The organism is Gilliamella sp. Lep-s35 (genome assembly GCF_009795845.1).
In the GTDB taxonomy this organism is placed as follows: domain Bacteria; phylum Pseudomonadota; class Gammaproteobacteria; order Enterobacterales; family Orbaceae; genus Gilliamella.
On sequence record NZ_WTEX01000002.1, the window covers coordinates 71,190 to 91,987 of the forward strand.

Here is a 20,798-nt window from a genome sequence, read left to right on the forward strand (position 1 = left end):
ATATTTATGGAGTTACTTTTTAATTCGCATTATTGGAGTTTTACCAGCCTCAACTGTCCCCGATAGTTTGGTTAGTTCTACAACTGTTTCCATATTAGAAATAACCACTGGTGTTAATACTGATTTTGCTTTGCTTTCAAGTAGTGGCAGGTCAATCTCAATGATTGTATCGCCTACTTTTACTTGTTGGCCTTCTTCTGCAATTCGAGTAAAACCTTCACCTTTTAGTTCTACGGTATCAATACCAAAGTGAACAAAAAGTTCGATTCCTTCGTCTGATTCAATAGCAAAAGCGTGGTTCGTTTCAAAAATTTTACCAATTTTACCATTTAATGGTGCAACAATTTTATTGCCAGATGGTTTAATTGCAACGCCATCACCAACAATTTTTTCAGCAAAAACTACATCTGGAACATCTTCGATTTTGACAATTTCGCCACTTAGGGGGGCAATAATCTCGATGCTGTTTTTATTATCATCAGATACAAATTGCTTAATTTTATCGAATAGACCCATTATTGTCTCCTAACAAACTTGCTTTTCAGCAGTATAATTTTCAATTAACTCGATGATTTCTTTGGATGTTGCTTTTTCAAGTACAGTATCTGCAAATTTTTTCGCTTCTGCATAATTTGTATTACGAATTAATTTTTTAATTTTTGGAATAGATACTGCACTCATACTAAATTCATCAAGTCCCATACCAAGTAATAAGATAGTAGCTCTTTCATCACCAGCAAGTTCACCACACATGCCAGTCCATTTACCTTCTTGGTGAGAAGCATCAATAACTTTTTTAATCAGTGCCAACACTGAAGGTGAAAACGGATTATAAAGGTGAGAAATTAGTTCATTGCCACGGTCAACAGCTAAAGTATATTGTGTTAAATCGTTAGTACCAATACTAAAGAAATCCACCTCTTTAGCTAAATGATGCGCAATTACAGCTGCTGCTGGTGTTTCGATCATAACGCCGATTTCAATATTTTTGTCAAATGCTTTACCTTCGGCACTTAATTGTTCTTTAAGAATATTAATTTCAGATTTTAAGGTGCGAATTTCTTCAACAGAAATAATCATAGGGAACATGATGCGAAGTTTACCAAATGCTGATGCTCGTAATATTGCACGTAGTTGTGCGTGTAATATTTCTTTGCGATCTAAGCATATGCGAATAGCTCGCCAACCTAAGAATGGATTTTCTTCTTTTGGTAGGTGCATATAAGGTACATCTTTATCACCACCAATATCCATGGTTCGAACAATAATTGATAGGCCATTAGCTGCTTCAGCAACTTCTTTGTAGGCTTTGAATTGTTCTTCTTCATTTGGGTATGCTTCACGATCCATAAATAAAAATTCAGTACGATAAAGCCCAACCCCTTCGTAGCCATTACGCTCAGCTCCAGCAATATCACGAACAGTACCGATGTTACTACAAATTTCTACTTGATGACCATCAAGTGTGACGGCAGGTAAATCTTTTAATTTTGCCAATTCTTCTTTATCGGCAATGTATTTTGTCTGAACTTGTTTTAGTTTTTCTTGAGTGCTGTGATCTGGATTAATATAAATGGCATTATTTATTGCATCTAAAATAATAAAATCACCATGCTTGATCTTTTGAGTGGCATTAGATGTGCCGACAATAGCTGGGATTTCTAAAGAGCGAGCCATAATTGATGTGTGCGAAGTACGACCACCTGCATCAGTAATAAAACCTAATACCATCTCTAAGTTTAATTGCGCTGTTTCTGATGGTGTTAAGTCAGTGGCAACTAAAACACATGGTTGGCTTATTGCACTCAAATCAACAATTTCGATACCTAAAATATTTTTAAGCAATCGTTTACCGATATCACGAATATCGGCAGCACGCTCTTTTAAATATTCATCATCTAAGTTTTCTAATTCTTTAGCTTGAGTTTCAAAAACAGATTGAACCGCAGCGTCTGCACTTGAATGTTTGCTTTGAATACGAGAAATCACTTCTTGTTCAAGATCTTCATCTTCAAGAAGCATAATATGTCCTTCAAAAATGGCTGCTTTATCTTCGCCTAATGTTGATTTTGCACGCTCCATAATTGCGTGTAACTGTTCACTTGATTTTTCTCGAGCTGCCTTAAAACGTTCGATTTCAGAGTCAATTTTATTATCAACAACTTGTCTATTGTTAATAACAATTGGTTCTTCTTTTAGTAATAACGCTTTCGCAAACGCGATGCCGGGGGAAACAAGTATACCTGATACCATAACATTTAATCCTTATTCAATTTTAAAACCTTTCATAGCTAATCGGGAGTTATTATTCCAATTTAGGAATTAATTTTACTAAATGATCAACTGCTTCTTTTTCATCTTCACCTTCGGCTGCGATGGTAATGGTTGTACCTTGTGTTAAACCTAATGTTTGTAATTTAAATAGGCTTTTAGCACTAGCACTTTTACCATTAGATGTGACAGTAATTTCTGCATTAAAGTTTTTGGCTTCTTTCACAAATTGTGCTGCAGGGCGAGTATGAAGACCATTAGATGCAGTAATGGTTACATCTTGTTTGTACATATTATTGTTACTCCCAAAAATATTTTCATTCTAGCGACCAATATAAATAAAAACTGTCTGAAAGGCTAGTAAGATTTTTCATATATCTTTTATATTAACTCAATCTTATTAGCTTTAATTTATAAAGATAGCTATCTTTTATTAATACCATTTTATTAATATCGGTAGATGCGAGTGATTTTATCACTACATTTTTTAAATTCTACCTGTCCATGGATTCCATGTTTGATGTTTTCAAACACAATTTCTTCACTACCATCAAGTTGTGAGGCGTGAATTTCTTCTTTACAGAAAGTTTCAAATCGCTGTAATTCTTGTTCGCCATTACCTATTTTATATGATTTAGGTAAATCTTGACTGGTTACATTGGTCTGTATTTTATCCTGTACATCAAGGATAATGACACCTTTATTAGGTAAAAATGAACTACAGGATGCTAGCAAAAACACTAATCCTGAAAAACATAATAGACTTAATTGTTGCAGAGGTAATTTGGCAATTAACCTAACAATGTTCAAAATAATTCCTTTATAAAGCACAGTAACCTGTTTATTATTTGCAATTGGATACGGATTATATACTAATAATCAAAGAAAGTGCAGAGTGCATTTTTAGTGATATGACAAAATTAAGGTGGAGTTTATGTCTGATGCTATTAATTACGACGAATTTAATCGTCAACTAATTCAAAATAAATTCGGTATTACCGCTGCTGAGTTTCATGGTTTTCTTTCTGGAATTTTAGCCGGTGGTAATCATGACGAAAGTTGGCGTTCCTTAGTTAAAGATATGTTGAATAATGGACAAGAGATTGATGAGCGATTAGATGAGCAAATAAAAAAGCTTTATCAATTAACAAAACAACAATTTTTTAATGAAAATTTTGAATTTGAGCTGTTGCTTAGTCATCATGACTTGTTTACGCAAATTGATGATTTGGTTGGCTGGGTGAATCACTTTTTGCTTGGTATTGGACTTGCACAGCCAAAAATAAATCACCTTAAAGGTGATGTTGGTGAAGCAATCTATGATCTACGCCAAATTGTTAAATTGGGTTATGATGAAAGTGAAGATCAACAAGAACTTGGTTTTGCATTTGAAGAAATTAAAGAGTATGTTCGTATAACTGCTATGCTCTGTTTTGATGAGTTTAACGAGCCCGATATAGCTACAACGATTCATTAATTAATGTTAATAATTACATCCCATAAAATAAGGCCATAACTATGATAAACAGCAATATCAAAACAGAACTATTGACACGACGGGAAAAACTATTAGACCAAATGACGGCAAATAGCGTTGCACTTTTTTTTGCAGCCCCTGAAATGACACGCAGTAATGACACAAATTACCCCTATCGACAAAATAGTGATTTTTGGTATTTTACGCTTTTTGCTGAGCCAGAAGCAGTTTTTATTATTGTTAAACAACAAGATAATTCAACTAAATTTGTGTTATTTAATCGCAAAAAAGATCCGTTAGCCGAAACTTGGACTGGTTACCGCTTAGGACAACAAGCAGCGCTAGATGCTATTTTTGTTGATGAAGCCTATGCATTTGATGAAATTGCTACCATATTGCCTGATATATTGAATGGTAAAACAGCAATCTATCATGCTGATCAACAATATGATTATGCTGATAACATTGTTGATAATGCGATGGAAACGTTGCGAAAAGGTAATAAATTGAATCTTTCCGCACCCAATTGCATGATTGATTGGCGACCGCTAGTTCATGAAATGCGCATGTTTAAATCTGACTTTGAAATGGCTATTTTACGCCAAGCTTGTCAAATTAGTGCTAAAGCACATGTTCGCACTATGCAAAAATGTCAGCCAACTATGTTTGAGTACCAGCTAGAAGCCGAAATTTTACACGAATTTGCTTGGCATGGGGCTCGATCTCCCTCTTATAACACGATTGTTGGCGGTGGAAATAATGGTTGTATATTGCATTATGAAAATAATAATAAACAGTTAAAAGCGGGCGATTTAGTCTTGATTGATGCAGGTTGTGAATATCAATACTATGCGGGAGATATTACTCGCACATTTCCTGTTAATGGTCAATTTAGCCAAGCTCAACGTGAAATTTATGACATCGTTTTAGCCTCGCAATATCAAGCAATTAAATTATTTAAGCCGGGTACTTCTATTATGGAAGTCAATCAGCACGTTATTAGAACAATGGTCGAAGGCTTAGTTAAATTAGGCATTATGCAGGGCGATATTGATATGTTAATTGCCAATAAAGCATACACTGAATTTTATATGCATGGTTTAGGGCATTGGTTAGGAATTGATGTGCATGATGTTGGTAGTAATCGAGCTAGAATATTAGAGCCAGGTATGGTTTTAACAGTAGAACCAGGGTTATATATTAATCAAGATGCCGATGTGCCAGAGCAATATAAAGGTATCGGTATTCGGATTGAAGATAATATTTTAATTACACAATCAGGCAATGAAGTTCTAACCAGCGGTGTTCCTAAAGAACCGCACGAAATTGAAAAGCTAATGGGAAAAAATAAGTAAATTATTAATGGTTTGCCATAATCGCTTTGCTTAAGGTTATGGCTTACTAGTTAGCTAACCATCAAACAGCTAATGCCTAACTATTTATCATTTAATTGTTATTCTAAACGAATCGATTTATCACGATTGAAGATAATTTTTATTTTCATGTCTTTGGCGGCAATGGGTTGATATTTCCAAGTTTTCATAGCACTGATTACTGAGCGATTAAATATGTTATTGGGGATTGCTTCAATAATACGAATATTTTCAACTCGTCCATTACTATTCACATCAAACTGTGCTACAACATAACCTTCTATGCGCATATCAAGTGCTCGGCGTGGATATTCAGGTTGATTTCGCTTTATCGGTGACGGATTTGCTGAATATTGACGATTGTCAGAAATCTTAGGAGCAACAGAACTATTGGCTATATTTTGGCTATTTACTTCTTGCCTCATTTGTCTGTGCGAGGCTTTTTGAACAGGCCGGCGCTTTTTCTTTGGTTTTGGTTCTTTTTTGATTTCAATTTTCTTGTCAGAATCAAGAGTTGGTTTATCAATAACTTTTTCGATAATGGGATCGGGTGTTTCTTCTTTTACCACTTCTGGCTGGGTTGGGATTTCTTCTATTTGTTGATTATCAATAATTGAGCTGTCTTCTGCGCCTTGTATGCCTGGCGTATTTTCTACTAGGGATTGTTCAGGTGCCGCTAATAATGATAGATCAACCATAACCGCTTTAATGGAATTATCACCCTCATCAACCGCGATATTTTGGGCAAGTAAAGCAGAACTAAATAGCATTACCAATAACACAAGATGTGACAGCACAGAAGCCGATGTGCATAGATAGGTGTTTTCTTGTTTTTTTTTAGCCGGGCTTTGCGGAGCCTTGGTATGATCGATGTCTATATCAAAGTTAATCTTCATAACAATTATCATTTTCAACTTAGGGTATACATCTTAAATGAAAATGAGTATCATTTGTAGTGTTTTTTAAAATATGATAGATGACACCTTGTTGCATAAAGATATTTATCAGATAATAGAAACAAATATCTATTATTTGTAGTGGTTAGGCTGATGAATACTCCATCAATGAATCAAATACTCGATCTTGTTAAAGAAGATCTAATCAAAGTCAATCAGACTATACAATCAGAACTCAATTCTGATGTGGCTTTAATTAATCAATTAGGCAATTACATTATTAGTAGTGGTGGAAAACGTATTCGTCCGGTTATTGCATTGTTAATTGCTAAAGCGCTAAATTATCAAGGTGATAAGCACATTATTACTGCTGCTTTCATCGAATTTATTCATACAGCTACATTGTTACATGATGATGTTGTTGATGAATCTGATTTGCGTCGTGGCAAATCAACAGCAAATGCGCTTTTTGGTAATGCGGCAAGCGTACTGGTTGGTGATTATATTTATACACGTTCATTTCAAATGATGGTACGCACAGAATCGTTTAAAGTCTTAACTATCATGTCGGCAGCAACCAATGTTATTGCCGAAGGTGAAGTTCAACAACTCATCAATTGTAACGATCCCAACATTACCAAAGAACAATATTTAGAAGTCATTTATCGTAAAACAGCCCGTTTATTTGAAGCAACTTCGCATTCGGCTGCAGTATTAGCTGGCGCTAATCAAGCACAAGAGTTAGCTTTACAAGAATATGGAAAATACTTAGGAACAGCCTTTCAAATTATTGATGATCTGCTTGATTATAGCGCCGATAGCAATCAAAAACTGGGTAAAAATTTAGGTGATGATCTTAACGAAGGTAAACCAACCTTACCACTTTTACACGCCATGCATCATACAAAAAATACTCAAGATGCAAAATTAATTCGTCAAGCAATAGAACAAGGTAATGGACGTAACTTGTTAGATCGTATTTTACAAATCATGGACGAATGTGGATCGCTAGATTTTACATTGCAAACAGCTCAAAAAGAAGCACAAAAAGCGTTTGATTCTATTGCTATTTTACCTGATTCACCTTATAAAAAAGCATTACAAGATCTAGCCTTATTGTCAGTAAAAAGGGAAAACTAATTAATCAATTTATAAATAAATCAGTTGAACAGATATTTTTATGCTCAAATACATAAGTTTCCTGAAACTTCTTGTCATTAGTTTTATATACAATCACTTCAAATAAGGTAATTATTTATGCTTAAAAGGACTTTGCCTGTTTTATTAATTTTTATTTCGATGATTTCAGTACAAGGCAGTGCATCAATTGCTAAATATCTGTTTCCTGTATTAGGGCCTGATGGAATGACGGCTTGGCGATTGTTTTTTTCATCCATTATATTGATTTTTATATTCAAACCATGGCGTAAAACAATGACAAAACAGGCATTGAAATACGTTTTTTTGTATGGTATTTCAATTGGTGGCATGAATTTAGCATTTTATAACGCAATTGCACGAGTGCCATTGGGGGTTGCTGTTGCTATTGAACTTACAGGGCCTATTATGGTGGCAATGTGCTCATCACGAAAACTCCTTGATTTTATTTGGCTAGGTATTGCGATTATTGGTTTGTCTATGCTTTTGCCGCTTTATCAAGTTTCAGATAATTTAGATCCTATTGGGATTTTATTTGCGTTGTTAGCGGGAAGTGGTTGGGCGTGTTACATTTTATTTGGACGCAAAGCTAGCACTATTTATGGGACATCAAGCGTAGCAGTTGGATCGGTTATTGCTGCCTGCTTTTTATTTCCCATTGGTATTTGGCAAAGTGGTAGCACAATGTTTTCGTTGGAACTACTTCCGCTTGTTTTTGTCGTTTCATTATTAGCATCGGCAATCCCTTATGGCTTAGACATGATTGCACTACCAAGATTATCTGCACAAACATTCAGTACACTAATGAGTTTATCACCTGTTTGTGCCGCGCTTTTTGGATTAGTGGTTTTGCACGAACAGTTAACTTTTAATCAATGGTTAGCTATTATGTTTATTATCGTTTCATCGATAGGCACAGTACTTACGATGAGCTATCCAGTAAAGATTAAACCGATTAAATCAGATAGTGAAACGCAGCAAAAAAATTAAGCGATTAAAAGCAATATCGCACTGTTTATCAGTGCGATATTGTTTGAAAAGTTGATATAAAGATTGCAATAGTTATCGCTATTGAAAATTTAAATTTATGACACTTTAACGATGAGGGAATCCCATACCTCCCCCCATTATTCCTTTCATTTGGCGCATCATTTTCATCATGCCACCGCCTTTCATTTTTTTCATCATTTTTTGCATATCTTCAAACTGTTTTAATAGCTTATTAACATCTTGTACTTGTGTGCCTGAACCGTTAGCAATACGGCGTTTACGTGATCCCTTAATGATTTCAGGGTTAGCACGTTCTTTTAATGTCATCGAACCAATGATAGCTTCCATTTTGATGGTAATTTTATCATCCATCTGAGCTTTGATATGATCAGGAAGCTGACCAACGCCGGGTAATTTAGCTAGCAAAGCACCCATTCCGCCCATATTACGCATCTGCTTGAGTTGGTCTTGAAAGTCATTAAAATCGAACTTATCGCCTTTTTTTAGTTTTTTGGCAATTTTCTCGGCTTTTTCGCGATCGACATTATGCTGTAGATCCTCGATCAACGAAAGCACGTCTCCCATACCTAAAATACGTGAAGCAATGCGATCAGGAAAGAACGGTTCTAAAGCATCCGTTTTTTCGCCCATTCCAAGGAATTTAATTGGCTTGCCGGTAATATGACGAATAGATAATGCTGCTCCCCCACGAGCATCGCCATCAACTTTAGTTAAAATTACACCAGTAAGAGGTAATGCATCGTTAAACGCTTTAGCGGTATTGGCGGCATCTTGCCCTGTCATTGCATCAACCACAAATAGTGTTTCGATTGGATTAATGGCTTGATGAAGCGTCTTGATCTCATCCATCATGTCGCTATCGACATGCAAACGACCTGCAGTATCGACAATAAGCACATCAAAAAACTGCAATTTTGCATGTGAAATCGCTTTATTAACGATATTGATAGGCTTTTCGTTAATATCAGATGGAAAAAACTCAACATCAATCGCTTTAGCTAAGGTTTCAAGTTGTTTAATTGCAGCAGGGCGATAAACATCGGCAGAAACAACCAACACTTTCTTTTTTTGCTTTTCTTTTAAAAATTTGGCTAATTTAGCAACACTGGTTGTTTTACCTGCGCCTTGTAAGCCCGCCATTAACATAACTGCAGGTGGTTGAGTAGCAAGATTGAGCGAGCTATTAACTTCGCCCATTGCGGCAGTGAGTTCCGCTTGAACGATTTTGATAAACTCTTGCCCAGGTGTTAAGCTTTTGCTGACATCTAATCCAACAGATTTTTCTTTAACTTGATTAATAAATTCACGAACGACAGGCAAGGCAACATCAGCTTCAAGTAAGGCCATACGCACATCGCGCAATGCGTCTTTAATATTATCTTCAGATAGTCGCCCACGACCACTGATATTACGAAATGTTTGTGATAAACGGTCGGTTAAATTCTCGAACATATTAACTCTCAATGAATAAAAAAATTATGTTTATGATAGCAGAAAATTTCAATAAGTCCCACGATCATAATTTTGCGTTGGCTTGACACTAAATTGTGTTCCTGATGAAATGAGAACATAAAACAAAAACCAAATATATTCACCATATTGATAACTAAATAATGCAATAGATTAAAAAGGAGAAAATCGGACATGGCAAAAGTAATTAGTACTGATAAAGCGCCAGCAGCTATTGGGCCTTATGTTCAAGCAGTAGATTTAGGTAATATGTTATTTGCCTCAGGACAAATTCCATTAGATCCAACAACTGGTGAAATGCCAACTTGTGTTAAAGAGCAAGCCAAACAGAGTTTAGCGAATGTTAAAGCGATCATCACTGCGGCTGGCTATCAAGTAAGTAATATCGTTAAAACGACTATTTTCTTAGCTGATATCAATGACTTTGCTACGGTAAATGCAGTATACGAAGCCTTTTTTATTGAAAATAATGCATCTTTCCCTGCACGTTCTTGCGTACAAGTAGCTCGAATTCCCAAAGATGCCAAAGTCGAAATCGAAGTTATTGCCGCTAAATAAATTTGCTTATCAGATTAGCACCAATGGGTGCTAATTTCTGTCAAAAAGTTTCAGGTAACTATGTGTTTCAGTATAAAATTAATATAAAAACATGACTTTTTGGGTTATTTTGTTCTTTATTCCTCTTATTAAAAAACGGCAATTTTCCAACCAAAAATCAACTTAATTATTTGCTATTAAACTATTATTTAATGATTGATCGCCAATAGAGTTGGTGCAATAATCTACAATTATTTATTGTTATTCTTATATCAATTGGATTGTAAATATGTTTGAAAAAGTAGAGCCATATGCAGGCGACCCGATTTTATCGTTAGTCGCTGAATTTATTAATGATAATCGAGAAAATAAGACTAATTTAAGCATTGGTTATTATTATGATGAAAACAGCGTAGTTCCTCAATTAGAATGTATAAAAACGGCTCGCGATTATATTTATCATCACAATCAAGAGGCACAGCTCTATTTGCCTATGAATGGATTACCATCCTATTGCCAAGCGATCCAATCTTTATTATTTGGCGAACAGCACCCTGCTTATAAAGATAAACGTATCGCAACAATACAGACACTAGGCGGATCGGGCGCACTTAAAGTGGGCGCTGATTTTTTATTTCGCTATTTTCCACACTCTCAAGTATGGGTAAGTGATCCAACTTGGGATAATCATATCGCTATCTTTAGTGGTGCGGGTTTTAAAGTTAACCAATATCCTTATTTTGATGAACAAACATGTGGCGTAAAATTTGACGCAATGCTTGAAACATTAAATCAATTGCCTGCTAAAAGCATCATATTACTTCACCCTTGTTGTCACAACCCAACTGGTGCTGATTTAACTCATGCTCAATGGGATAAAGTGATTGAAGTATTAAAAGAACGCAATCTAATTCCTTTTATGGATATTGCTTATCAAGGTTTTGGCGAAAGCATTGATGATGACGCTTATGCCATTCGAAAGGTAGCAAATGTGGGATTATGTGGCTTAATTAGTAACTCGTTTTCGAAAACATTTTCACTTTATGGTGAACGTGTTGGTGGGTTATCGGTTTTGTGTGATAACAATAATACTGCCAACCGCGTATTAGGGCAATTGCAAGCAACAGTTCGCCGTAATTATTCTAGCCCATCGGCTTATGGCGCCCATTTAGTTAGTTATATACTAAATAATCCAGTCCTTAAAGAACAATGGTTTAAAGAGGTTGATGCGATGAAAAACCGTATTGTGACAATGCGAACAATACTTGTCGACCTACTAAAAACTGCTATACCTAATCGTAATTTTGATTACCTAGTTAAACAGCGAGGTATGTTTAGTTATACTGGTTTTAGTAAAGAGCAAGTCACACAATTAAAAGATAATTTTGCTGTTTATTTGGTGGGCAGTGGAAGGATGTGTGTGGCGGGTTTAAATCACCATAATATCGAACGTGTGGCAGAAGCATTTGCTGCACTAAAACAATCATGTTAATAAAGGAGTGTATTTTTATGTTCCATAAAATGTTAATGTTAATATTAGGTATAGCAATGACGGCTCTAGTTGTTGGATGTAACACCGTTAAAGGTGTTGGTCAAGATGTCGAATCGGGCGGAAAAGCCATTTCACATACTGCCGAAAAAGTGAGTGATAAAATGTAACTAAGGTTATCTATGTCTAGCAAAATATCCGTTTTTTAACTATTTTTAGAGTAAAAATGTTTTGTATTTTATATTTTTACTTGTTGGGTGCGGTTCGTTAAATTTACGAATTGCACCTTTAATTATGGAAAATTGCCAATATTCAAACCTATCGAATTTTTATTAAATACATCACCTAGCATATACCTGAAATAATCCTTTTGATAAATCAGAAGGTTATTAGCAATCCTAAAAAAACGCAAAAACTAGCCAAGTATTTTTTTTATAGTTATAATCAAAACCAATTCAGTTCACTAGTGAACTAATAAAAAATCAAATAAAACAAATAATTAATTGACAGGCGGAATATTATGTTGTATAATTTTAAACACCAAACACCAAACACCAACACTGGCAAACCTATCTCTTAAATTTATCAAATAACGCCCTTAGGCAATTTTTTACGCTTTCCTCGTTTATATTCTCGAAGTTATCACTTAAATTATTATCGGCATTATTGCAGAAATTATCTCAAAAAGCCGTGCTAGTATTAGCATTATTATTGTCGTCTTCATGGAATTTACAGGCATCAATAAGTAAAATTGAACGATCGGGTAATCGTAGTGATGCAATAATGATTCCGTCGCCAGTTATCAATTACGCAAGGCCGAGTCTACGATTTGGTGGTGGGGTTCTTGACGATTTTCACGATGGCGACTATCTGGCCGGTCCAGCTGAAATATGGAATCCATATAAGGGATTCTTAGTTCAAATTAACCCGATGTTATACAGTCAAAATTTTCCGACAACGGGTGCTGATGGGTTATATTTTGATTTATTGATAGACGGATATGAGGGGGGATTAATATGGGAACCTGTCACACATGAGGGAATAACAGCAACAGTGACGAGTGTCGTTGCTGATGAGTGGTGGATGACTACTCCTGCCGATAAAGGAAAAGTTGTAGCACGTGTTAAGTTAACCGGGCCAATAGCAAATAATAGTCAGAAACAGTCAACAGATCCAGGTAAAATTACTGTGCCAAATTTACCACAGACATTTGAGCTAGTGGGTAGGGATAGTTCAGGTAGTGAAGTTGTAAAATATGGATTTGTTTTGCAGAAATGGTTTGTCAGTGGAGGGCCTAATAAACTCGAAACTCTTCCTAATCAAGTAAGTTGGTGCCGTAGTTTGGGTTATCGACTTATTAAAGTAAAAGATGCCACTAACGCAGTTTGTTTCAATTTTAACTCAGGACCTTGGTGTAAAGGCGCTGTTGGCGCTATGCCGTCCTCAAATGGTAATCATTATCAGCGTCGAATAGGCGCTGGGTTTATTGCAGAGTGGGGGGTACTCTCAGTTTATGGCGCAGGATTTAGAGAAGGGTTTCACTGGACGAGTGACGAAAGTGATGACCACAGGTACCAGCTCACTGTGTGGCCACGCTTTGGTGATATAGGCGGCTATGATTATCCTGCTTCTCTATATGTGATTTGTGTTACACCTTAGTTTTTAGCCATTAATCCTAATAATAGAAAGCCACCCTAGCATAAGATGAGTGTTAAACCAATAAAGCTGCGCTTTTGTGATTAGATAGCAAAAGCGCTTTTTTGAAATAAAAAATCTTTTGAGTAAGCGCTGAATTGGCTAAAAATACTCAGATAGAATGCTTGTTTTCCTAAGTCTTTCTACATTTTTATGCTTTTATCCAGTCCTGTTGCCATTTTCTTAGTTTTTGTTTGTCTATTTTATATTTACCTTGTTTTTATTAATTAGAGTCGTTCAAAAAATAGGTAAATACACAAATTTAACAGGGGCTAAATTTATAGTAAAATAAGTTGTATTGTAAAGAGAGCAAGTTATCTATACTATTATTGATTTATTCGTTAAGAATGTGGTATTTTGTTAAAGTTTTTAAAAATTATTAATACAATTTAATTGATTAAGAATAATAAGGGGATAAAACAAATGGCAGAACAAAAAGAGCTAAAAGGGTTAGGTGGATGGCTAATTATTGTTGCTATAGGTCTCATTTTGACATTTGTATTACTTGCTGTTCACATTTTAGATGGTTTAAATTCCATTGTTTTTAGTGGATTATGGTCACAACTTACTGATCCCAATTCAGAAGATTACACGCCTAATTTTGCTTGGATTTTTCTGTTTGAAATAATAGGCAATAGTTTATTTTTTATAGTAAATGGCTATTTAACTTATCTGTTTTTTACTAAAAATTATAAATTTCCGACAATTTTTATTGCTTTTGAGATTATTAATATTGCATTTGTTCTATTAAATTCATTTTTTTGCAATAGTATATTATCTTTCAATATGAATGGTGATACGATAGAAAACGTCGCGAAAGCAGTTATTCATGCAGGTATTTGGATCCCTTATATGCTAAAATCAGTTCGAGTTAAAAATACATTTGTTAATGGGCGTTGTAATGAAGTCCCCCATAGTGACACAATTAGTTAATTTATGTGAAGGAAAAAAAATGACATCTATTTTTGAACCATCTTTAAACGGAAAAGTAAAAAAAGCGGTTATTCCCGTTGCTGGCTTAGGCACGCGTATGCTACCTGCAACTAAAGCCATTCCTAAAGAGATGCTTCCTGTTGTTGATAAACCACTAATTCAATATGTGGTTAAAGAATGTATTGCCGCCGGCATAACCGAAATTATTTTTGTCACTCACTCATCAAAAAACTCGATTGAAAACCACTTTGACACCAGTTTTGAATTAGAAGCAATGCTAGAAGCGCGTGTTAAACGTCAGTTATTGCAAGAAGTACAAGGTATTTTGCCTAAAAATGTCACAATAACAAGTGTTCGCCAAGGTTTAGCAAAAGGGCTTGGTCATGCAGTATTATGTGCTTACCCTTTGGTTGGTAATGAACCTTTTGCTGTAGTTTTACCTGATGTGATTATTGACGAATACGATAGTGATTTGGCTAAAGATAACTTAGCTGCCATGATCAATAATTATCATGAAACCAAACATAGCCAAATCATGGTAGAGCCAGTGCCAAAAGAGTTAGTTTCTTCTTATGGTATTGTTGACTGCCATGGTGAATCATTATCTGCCGGGAATGTTACACAAATGTATAGCGTTGTTGAAAAACCACCGGTTGACGAAGCACCATCAAATCAATCTATTGTTGGGCGTTATGTGTTATCTGAAAAAATTTGGCCTTTACTTGCTAAAACGCCATTAGGCGCAGGTGGTGAAATTCAGTTAACTGATGCCATTGCCATGTTACTTGAAGAAGATCCTGTTGATGCTTATTGCATAAAAGGCCGTAGTCATGACTGTGGTAATAAATTAGGTTATGTACAAACTTTTGTTCAATATGCAATGCGCCATAAAAGTTTGGGTAACGATGTTAAAGCTTGGTTAAAAACACTTTAGTTTTAACTAATATCAAACAATACTAAAAAGGACACGGTTTGTGTCCTTTTTTTATTCATATAATGAACTTTGCCAACACCCGCTTTTTAACGTTTGGTACTCCTAACAAAATGTGATTTTAACAACTCGATATTTTCCTATACATAATTAGCTCATTGCATCGATGGCATTTATTATTGATTCTCGTAATTGATTACAGGTCATATCATCTAATGCATTATTATATTTACTAGTTAGGATAAATAAATCTTCAATATGTTCACCAATTGTGGCAATTTTAGCACTACGCAGTGATAAATCTAAATTAGCAAATATCTCACCGACACAAGCTAGTAATCCGGGTCTATCTAATGCAATAAGTTCCATATACGTTTGTCTTTCATTAAAAGAAGATAAAAAATTAACTTGCGTTGGTACACAAAAAGATTGCAACTTTTTCTTTGGTGGTTTGATTGATACACCTTGATAAATAGGGCGTTGCAGTGCCTTTTCAAGCGCTTTTATAATGTCTTGATGACGATCTTCTTGCACTGTTTGTCCATTTGGTTCAAGTACAATAAATGTATCAAGGGCAAATCCTTTTTTATTTGTAATGATAAGGGCATCGTGAATAGTTAAATTATGCATACTTAATATATTACAGACAGTTGCAAATAGATAGGGCCTGTCTGGTGAATAAATAAAAATTTCGCTACCACCATGATATGGGTTTGGATTAATTAACACTAAGGTTTGAGTTAAATCATGGTGTAATAAATTTTGGGCATGTACAACAATTTGTTCGGTTGTATAACGCAGAAAGTAGTCAACGCGATAGTTTTGCCAAAAATTCTTGATTTGCCATTCATCATAATTTTGCTTTAGTAACATGGCTAATGCTTCTTGTTTATGTTGTCTTGCGATATTTCGTTGCTCTGGAATTTGGTGAATACCTGAATCAAAAGATCGCATTGCGGTAAAATAAAGCTCACGCATTAGGCTTTGCTTCCAACTATTCCAAAGTGTTTCATTAGTTGCACAAACATCGGCAATAGTTAAACAAAGTAAATATTGTAAACGACGCTTACTTTTTACTAGTTGAATGAATTCTCGAATTACGGCAGGATCTTGCAAATCGCGATTTTGCGCAGTTACAGACATAAGTAAGTGATAACGCACTAACCAAATAATTAAATCGGTATCTTTGGCATCTAGCTGGTGTAATTGGCAAAATTTTTCAACTAGCTTTGCGCCTATTTCGGAATGATCACCATGTCGACCTTTACCAATATCATGAAATAATCCGGTGATAATTAGAAGTTCTGGTTTGGATAATTTAGTAAATACGGTTGAACTATTAGGATGTTTTTGTTTACCATCATCTGTTTTTAGATTATCTAATTCAATTAGCAATCGAATAGTATGTTCATCAACCGTATAGGCATGAAAAAGATCAAATTGCATCATTCCTGCAATATGTTTCCATTCTGGAATATATACGGCCAATATGCCATATTGGTGCATTGGTAAAATAGCTTTCTTTATTGCATCTGGATGTTTGATGATCATCATAAAGATTTGTCGAGCTTTAGGATCTTCGCATAGCAAAGTATTCAATTTTTTTCTTGCAGAACGTAGCTGCCTAATAGTATTTGAATAAAGCCCCGTAATTTGCGGATTAAGCAACATTGTATAAAAAAGCTGCATAATCATAACAGGATCTTTTTTAAAAATCTCATCATCTTTGACATCAATGAGTTTGTCACGAATTTGAAAATGTTCATCAATATCATAAGGTTTATTTTTTGAATTATGCTCAAGAATAGATTCATAAAATAGCTGTAATAACATTTGATTAAGTTCGGTAATATTGTGAGCAACGCGATAATAGTCGTGCATCATCTTTTCAACAGGCGCATTACCTTCTCCTTGATAGCCTAACATATTGGCAATGCTTAACTGACGATCAAATAGTAGACGATTATCATAACGTGTTATCACACAATGAAGCGCAAAACGCATTCGCCATAAAAATTTACGACACGTTTTGAAGTCTTCAATATCTTCAGGAGTTAAATAGTTGAAATCTGCTATTTTTTGTAAAAACTCGCCACCAAAATGGCGGATTGCTATCCATTGAATGATCTGCATGTCTCGCAACCCACCTGGGCTATTTTTTAAATCAGGCTCTAAATTATAAGAGGTGCTATGATATTGCTTGTGGCGTTCTTGTTGTTCTTGAATTTTAGCTTTATAAAATTCTCGAGATGGCCAGATTTTATCGCTAAAAATTTGCTTGTGTAGTTCATCTAATAGTAATTGATTGCCAGAAATAAGTCTTGATTCAATCAAATTGGTCATAATTGATATATCATTTTTTGCTTCTTGTAAGCAAAGTCTTAATGTTCTAACACTATGCCCTATATCTAAATGCAAGTCCCATAACAAACGAACCAAATTGCCAATCTGTTTTTCAATTTCTTTGGTTAATGGATAATCGCTAAGAATCAAAATATCGATATCTGATAATGGATGCAATTCAGCCCGACCATAACCACCAACCGCTACCAATGCAATGCGATTGCGTTTAAAAAAAGAGGAAACATGTTTAGGAATTTGGTAAAAGCGCCATAATCGCTCAAGTAGCTGATCAATAAATTGACTACGTAAATGCACTAGCACATCAATATCAACCTGTTGCTTAAATTGCACCATAGACCATTGTTGAAAGGCTTCAAGCTGCTGTTTTAGATAAGTAATATTTATTTGATCATCACTAAAATCAAGCGGAGATATAAGGTAAGATAAGCGTTTTTCATTCATAATAACAACATTAAAATAAAGAAAATCTAACAATATCCTTACTCGATTTAGTGTTGCTGTCAAGCAACAGTTTATTATTGTAACTACCTATAAAATAGTACAACCCCAAAATAAAAAATAATTCGATCATAAAAAAGCGGTATTATCTATTTAAAGTACACCAAACATGGTGTATAAAAATCACAAGCAACTTAATCTTAATTGCCATAAGTTAAGTTATTATTGACTTAAACTTCTGTACTAACTATTATCAATTAAAATTATCCGGTGTTTTAATGATTATTTGAGTATTAAACGCTATCATTGATAAGCATCTACACAAGTAGTTTTTTTAAATGCTTTAATCATATTGGAAAGCTCTATAATATCAGTAGATATCACAAACATACATATTATCGTATTGCGATTTAAAACATAAATAACCCGTTTAATTCCAACCGATTAAGCAGCAACAAGCTTTGGTTACCAAATAGTTAATAAGCTAGCAGAGAGAATTTTCATGTTATTTTCAAAAAGAACACAAGGGCATCTTATTGCACTGATGACAGTGTTTATTTGGGGAACAACCTTTATTGCGACTAAAATTTTATTAACCGATTTTAAGCCAATTGAAATTTTATTTTTTCGATTTAGTTTGGGTTATATTGTTCTTTGGATCTTATCACCACATTTTTTTTCTTGGCAGGGTATTAAGCAAGAATTTATGTTTTTATGTGCAGGGCTTTGTGGTGTCACTTGTTACTTTTTATGTGAGAATATTGCATTAACCTACACAACAGCGTCTAACGTTGGCATCATTACCACTTTAGCGCCAATATTTACTGCCATATTATCAATATTTTTTTTAAAAGTCGAAACACCACCTAAGCGTTTTTATATTGGTTGTTTATTTGCCGTTGTAGGTGTTGGCCTAATTAGTTTTAATGGGCAGTTTGTACTTTCGCTCAATCCTCTTGGCGATTTGCTCACTATGTTGGCTTGTTTGTTTTGGGCGTGCTATTCGATTTTAACAAAAAAAAGTAGTAATTATGGTTACAATACGATTTTGTTAACAAGACGATTCTTTTTTTATGGTTTGATATTGATGTTTCCTGTGTTGTCTTTCTTTGATTTTGAATGGAATTTATCTCGTTTTACTTCTCCTATCAATTTGCTCAACATGCTATTTTTGGGTATTGGTGCTTCAGCAATTTGTTTTGCTTCTTGGAATTATGCTGTTAAATTAGTGGGTGCAGTTAAGATTAGTATTTATTTATATTTAGTGCCGATTCTTACCATTATTGCGGCTGTAGTTATTTTGAATGAGCCTTTTACTTGGATTGCAGCTATAGGCACATTCTTTACACTCTGCGGTGTATTATTGTCAGAAGGTAAAATTCGCATAAAAAGAAACTAATACTTATAAAAAGCCCAAAGACACATGATAGCTTTGGGTTTGAAAACGGTTTTTATATTTGAGATGGTTAGTTAATTATTGCGCCCTTTTATCGATTGCATTCATAATAATTTGCCCAAGGTGTTGGTAATTTTCATCAAAATGATGTCCCCCCGGTAATTTGAATGCTTCACCTTTCATTTCAGGTTGTAAACATCCGGTTTCGTCTTTTTCTTCTTCACCATAAATGCAAAATAGTTTGCTAGCTGGGATTTTGCTGATTTCTGGACCTGTTTTCATTTCAGTACCTGATTGACCAAGCCAACCACTGATTTCGATTTCAAAATTAGCATCTTTTGAAAAGGCGATCATCACAATGGCTTGAATGCTATTTTGATCTGTCATTGATAACCGGTTATAAAGTGACGGTAAAATGTCACCTCCAAATGAATAGCCTGTAAGTACAAAACGAGTTGTTCCCCACTTTTCACGATATTGTTGCATCAAATAGCTGAGATCTTTGGCGCTACGCTCAACTGAACGATGTTGCCAAAATAATTTTAATGCATCAACACCCACAACAGAGTAACCGTTTGAAGCCATGTATTCGGCTGATACTTTATCTAAATCGCGCCAACCACCATCACCTGAATAATAAAGCGTCACCGTATTTGGATGCACTTCTTTGGTGGTTGCAGGTAATTCAATAACAGGTAGCTGCTCATGTTTGCCAAATAGAACTGATGCAAGATGCAGGCTTAATAGTTCAACTGGTGATGCTTGATATTCGCCAATTGATGTGGTGACAGCGATCTTCTTTTGTTGCCGCGGAAAGACTGCAACTTCTTCTTCAGGTGGATTATTCCAAATTACTTGCCATATTCCATGGTTTGCTTGAGTTGGCAATGGATCATCACAATCTTTATGATCTAATATAAATTCTATTGATAACGCTTTTGCATCGTCACGTTGTTGCTCGGCCAACCATCGATAAGCAAAAGTAGCGCCCTCGCGCATTCCTGCAACAGCAAAATCAGACTCACCTAATATTTTTACTGCTTGGTTAAATCGGTTTTGTTGTTCGGCACAACTTGCTTGTGGTTTTAGTTCAAATTGAACTAGCTTTGCTCCCATTTTTTTAGATAACTCTAAAAGAGTTTGTTCGGTAAAATGATTTTCATTAGTAGCAATAATTATCGCTGCGGCTTCAGCTGTTTGTTTAGGAGTTGCTGATATTAGTGAAAAATCATTGCTAATTGTTATCGTTTTTACTGATGCGCTGCTTTGATTTTTTACCCAATTCCAACCAATAAAGGCCAGTAATGTTATGAGTATTATGATTATTAGCAATAAAATATAGCGTAAAAGTTTTTTCAT

General features: G+C 34.9%; 19 protein-coding genes. 11 read left to right on the plus strand and 8 right to left on the minus strand.

The window, feature by feature from the left end:
* Positions 1-12: 12 nt before the first annotated feature.
* The 4 genes from crr to GQ590_RS01165 all read right to left on the minus strand — a co-directional run bounded on the left by crr (position 13) and on the right by GQ590_RS01165 (position 3,081).
* On the minus strand, positions 13-516 hold the full coding sequence (crr, locus tag GQ590_RS01150; RefSeq protein ID WP_160405998.1) for a PTS glucose transporter subunit IIA: 504 nt from the start codon (positions 514-516) through the stop codon (positions 13-15).
* A gap of 9 nt (positions 517-525) precedes the next feature.
* Positions 526-2,253, minus strand: a complete 1,728-nt coding sequence (gene ptsI, locus GQ590_RS01155; protein WP_160405999.1) for a phosphoenolpyruvate-protein phosphotransferase PtsI — start codon at positions 2,251-2,253, stop codon at positions 526-528.
* A gap of 52 nt (positions 2,254-2,305) precedes the next feature.
* Complete coding sequence (ptsH, locus tag GQ590_RS01160; RefSeq protein WP_091120528.1) at positions 2,306-2,563, minus strand: phosphocarrier protein Hpr; 258 nt, start codon at positions 2,561-2,563, stop codon at positions 2,306-2,308.
* A 155-nt stretch (positions 2,564-2,718) separates the two neighbouring features.
* Entirely contained in the window at positions 2,719-3,081 is a 363-nt protein-coding gene (locus tag GQ590_RS01165; protein ID WP_160406000.1) for a hypothetical protein, read from the minus strand.
* A gap of 124 nt (positions 3,082-3,205) precedes the next feature.
* On the opposite strand from GQ590_RS01165, the gene GQ590_RS01170 reads away from it, so the two are divergent.
* Both GQ590_RS01170 and pepP read left to right on the plus strand, forming a co-directional pair.
* Entirely contained in the window at positions 3,206-3,748 is a 543-nt protein-coding gene (locus GQ590_RS01170; RefSeq protein WP_160406001.1) for a UPF0149 family protein, read from the plus strand.
* A 41-nt stretch (positions 3,749-3,789) separates the two neighbouring features.
* Positions 3,790-5,103: a Xaa-Pro aminopeptidase gene (pepP, locus tag GQ590_RS01175; protein ID WP_160406002.1), complete on the plus strand. Its 1,314-nt coding sequence runs from the start codon at positions 3,790-3,792 to the stop codon at positions 5,101-5,103.
* A gap of 98 nt (positions 5,104-5,201) precedes the next feature.
* Here the strand turns inward: pepP and GQ590_RS01180 are convergent, their stop codons facing one another.
* On the minus strand, positions 5,202-6,017 hold the full coding sequence (locus GQ590_RS01180) for a TonB family protein (protein WP_160406003.1): 816 nt from the start codon (positions 6,015-6,017) through the stop codon (positions 5,202-5,204).
* A gap of 153 nt (positions 6,018-6,170) precedes the next feature.
* Between GQ590_RS01180 and ispB the strand changes: the two genes are divergently transcribed.
* Together ispB and GQ590_RS01190 are read left to right on the plus strand one after the other, a co-directional pair.
* Complete coding sequence (ispB, locus tag GQ590_RS01185) at positions 6,171-7,157, plus strand: octaprenyl diphosphate synthase (protein WP_160406004.1); 987 nt, start codon at positions 6,171-6,173, stop codon at positions 7,155-7,157.
* 117 nt (positions 7,158-7,274) lie between these two features.
* On the plus strand, positions 7,275-8,165 hold the full coding sequence (locus tag GQ590_RS01190; RefSeq protein WP_160406005.1) for an EamA family transporter: 891 nt from the start codon (positions 7,275-7,277) through the stop codon (positions 8,163-8,165).
* 105 nt (positions 8,166-8,270) lie between these two features.
* Here GQ590_RS01190 and ffh read toward each other — a convergent pair whose 3' ends face one another.
* Positions 8,271-9,638, minus strand: coding sequence for a signal recognition particle protein (gene ffh / locus GQ590_RS01195; protein WP_160406006.1), 1,368 nt, complete (start codon positions 9,636-9,638; stop codon positions 8,271-8,273).
* A gap of 192 nt (positions 9,639-9,830) precedes the next feature.
* Between ffh and GQ590_RS01200 the strand changes: the two genes are divergently transcribed.
* From GQ590_RS01200 to galU, 6 genes are all read left to right on the plus strand, one after another.
* Entirely contained in the window at positions 9,831-10,214 is a 384-nt protein-coding gene (locus GQ590_RS01200) for a RidA family protein (RefSeq protein ID WP_034915311.1), read from the plus strand.
* Positions 10,215-10,482: 268 nt separating this feature from the next.
* Positions 10,483-11,685: an amino acid aminotransferase gene (locus tag GQ590_RS01205; protein ID WP_160406007.1), complete on the plus strand. Its 1,203-nt coding sequence runs from the start codon at positions 10,483-10,485 to the stop codon at positions 11,683-11,685.
* A gap of 17 nt (positions 11,686-11,702) precedes the next feature.
* Positions 11,703-11,852: an entericidin A/B family lipoprotein gene (locus GQ590_RS01210; protein ID WP_237397791.1), complete on the plus strand. Its 150-nt coding sequence runs from the start codon at positions 11,703-11,705 to the stop codon at positions 11,850-11,852.
* Positions 11,853-12,348: 496 nt separating this feature from the next.
* Positions 12,349-13,341 (plus strand): hypothetical protein, encoded by a 993-nt coding sequence (locus tag GQ590_RS01215; RefSeq protein ID WP_160406008.1) that lies wholly within the window; start codon positions 12,349-12,351, stop codon positions 13,339-13,341.
* A gap of 459 nt (positions 13,342-13,800) precedes the next feature.
* Positions 13,801-14,310, plus strand: a complete 510-nt coding sequence (locus GQ590_RS01220) for a DUF2569 domain-containing protein (protein WP_160406009.1) — start codon at positions 13,801-13,803, stop codon at positions 14,308-14,310.
* Positions 14,311-14,329: 19 nt separating this feature from the next.
* Positions 14,330-15,244 (plus strand): UTP--glucose-1-phosphate uridylyltransferase GalU, encoded by a 915-nt coding sequence (galU, locus tag GQ590_RS01225; RefSeq protein WP_160406064.1) that lies wholly within the window; start codon positions 14,330-14,332, stop codon positions 15,242-15,244.
* A gap of 147 nt (positions 15,245-15,391) precedes the next feature.
* Here galU and glnD read toward each other — a convergent pair whose 3' ends face one another.
* On the minus strand, positions 15,392-18,046 hold the full coding sequence (gene glnD / locus GQ590_RS01230; RefSeq protein WP_160406010.1) for a bifunctional uridylyltransferase/uridylyl-removing protein GlnD: 2,655 nt from the start codon (positions 18,044-18,046) through the stop codon (positions 15,392-15,394).
* Positions 18,047-18,545: 499 nt separating this feature from the next.
* Here glnD and GQ590_RS01235 point away from each other — a divergent pair, with 499 nt between their 5' ends.
* Complete coding sequence (locus tag GQ590_RS01235; protein ID WP_091123823.1) at positions 18,546-19,442, plus strand: DMT family transporter; 897 nt, start codon at positions 18,546-18,548, stop codon at positions 19,440-19,442.
* Between the two features lie 75 nt (positions 19,443-19,517).
* Here the strand turns inward: GQ590_RS01235 and GQ590_RS01240 are convergent, their stop codons facing one another.
* A complete protein-coding gene (locus GQ590_RS01240; RefSeq protein ID WP_160406011.1) occupies positions 19,518-20,798 on the minus strand; it encodes a virulence factor family protein in 1,281 nt (426 codons plus the stop codon).

Bases quoted from the DNA above. Each gene is read 5' to 3' on its own strand.
- GQ590_RS01205 (WP_160406007.1), top strand. From the start codon at position 10,483: ATGTTTGAAAAAGTAGAGCCATATGCAGGCGACCCGATTTTATCGTTA.
- crr (WP_160405998.1), bottom strand. From the start codon at position 516: ATGGGTCTATTCGATAAAATTAAGCAATTTGTATCTGATGATAATAAA.
- GQ590_RS01170 (WP_160406001.1), top strand. From the start codon at position 3,206: ATGTCTGATGCTATTAATTACGACGAATTTAATCGTCAACTAATTCAA.
- GQ590_RS01180 (WP_160406003.1), bottom strand. From the start codon at position 6,017: ATGAAGATTAACTTTGATATAGACATCGATCATACCAAGGCTCCGCAA.
- pepP (WP_160406002.1), top strand. From the start codon at position 3,790: ATGATAAACAGCAATATCAAAACAGAACTATTGACACGACGGGAAAAA.
- GQ590_RS01190 (WP_160406005.1), top strand. From the start codon at position 7,275: ATGCTTAAAAGGACTTTGCCTGTTTTATTAATTTTTATTTCGATGATT.
- galU (WP_160406064.1), top strand. From the start codon at position 14,330: ATGACATCTATTTTTGAACCATCTTTAAACGGAAAAGTAAAAAAAGCG.
- ptsI (WP_160405999.1), bottom strand. From the start codon at position 2,253: ATGGTATCAGGTATACTTGTTTCCCCCGGCATCGCGTTTGCGAAAGCG.
- GQ590_RS01235 (WP_091123823.1), top strand. From the start codon at position 18,546: ATGTTATTTTCAAAAAGAACACAAGGGCATCTTATTGCACTGATGACA.
- GQ590_RS01210 (WP_237397791.1), top strand. From the start codon at position 11,703: ATGTTCCATAAAATGTTAATGTTAATATTAGGTATAGCAATGACGGCT.
- ffh (WP_160406006.1), bottom strand. From the start codon at position 9,638: ATGTTCGAGAATTTAACCGACCGTTTATCACAAACATTTCGTAATATC.
- ispB (WP_160406004.1), top strand. From the start codon at position 6,171: ATGAATACTCCATCAATGAATCAAATACTCGATCTTGTTAAAGAAGAT.
- GQ590_RS01200 (WP_034915311.1), top strand. From the start codon at position 9,831: ATGGCAAAAGTAATTAGTACTGATAAAGCGCCAGCAGCTATTGGGCCT.
- ptsH (WP_091120528.1), bottom strand. From the start codon at position 2,563: ATGTACAAACAAGATGTAACCATTACTGCATCTAATGGTCTTCATACT.
- glnD (WP_160406010.1), bottom strand. From the start codon at position 18,046: ATGAATGAAAAACGCTTATCTTACCTTATATCTCCGCTTGATTTTAGT.
- GQ590_RS01220 (WP_160406009.1), top strand. From the start codon at position 13,801: ATGGCAGAACAAAAAGAGCTAAAAGGGTTAGGTGGATGGCTAATTATT.
- GQ590_RS01240 (WP_160406011.1), bottom strand. From the start codon at position 20,798: ATGAAAAAACTTTTACGCTATATTTTATTGCTAATAATCATAATACTC.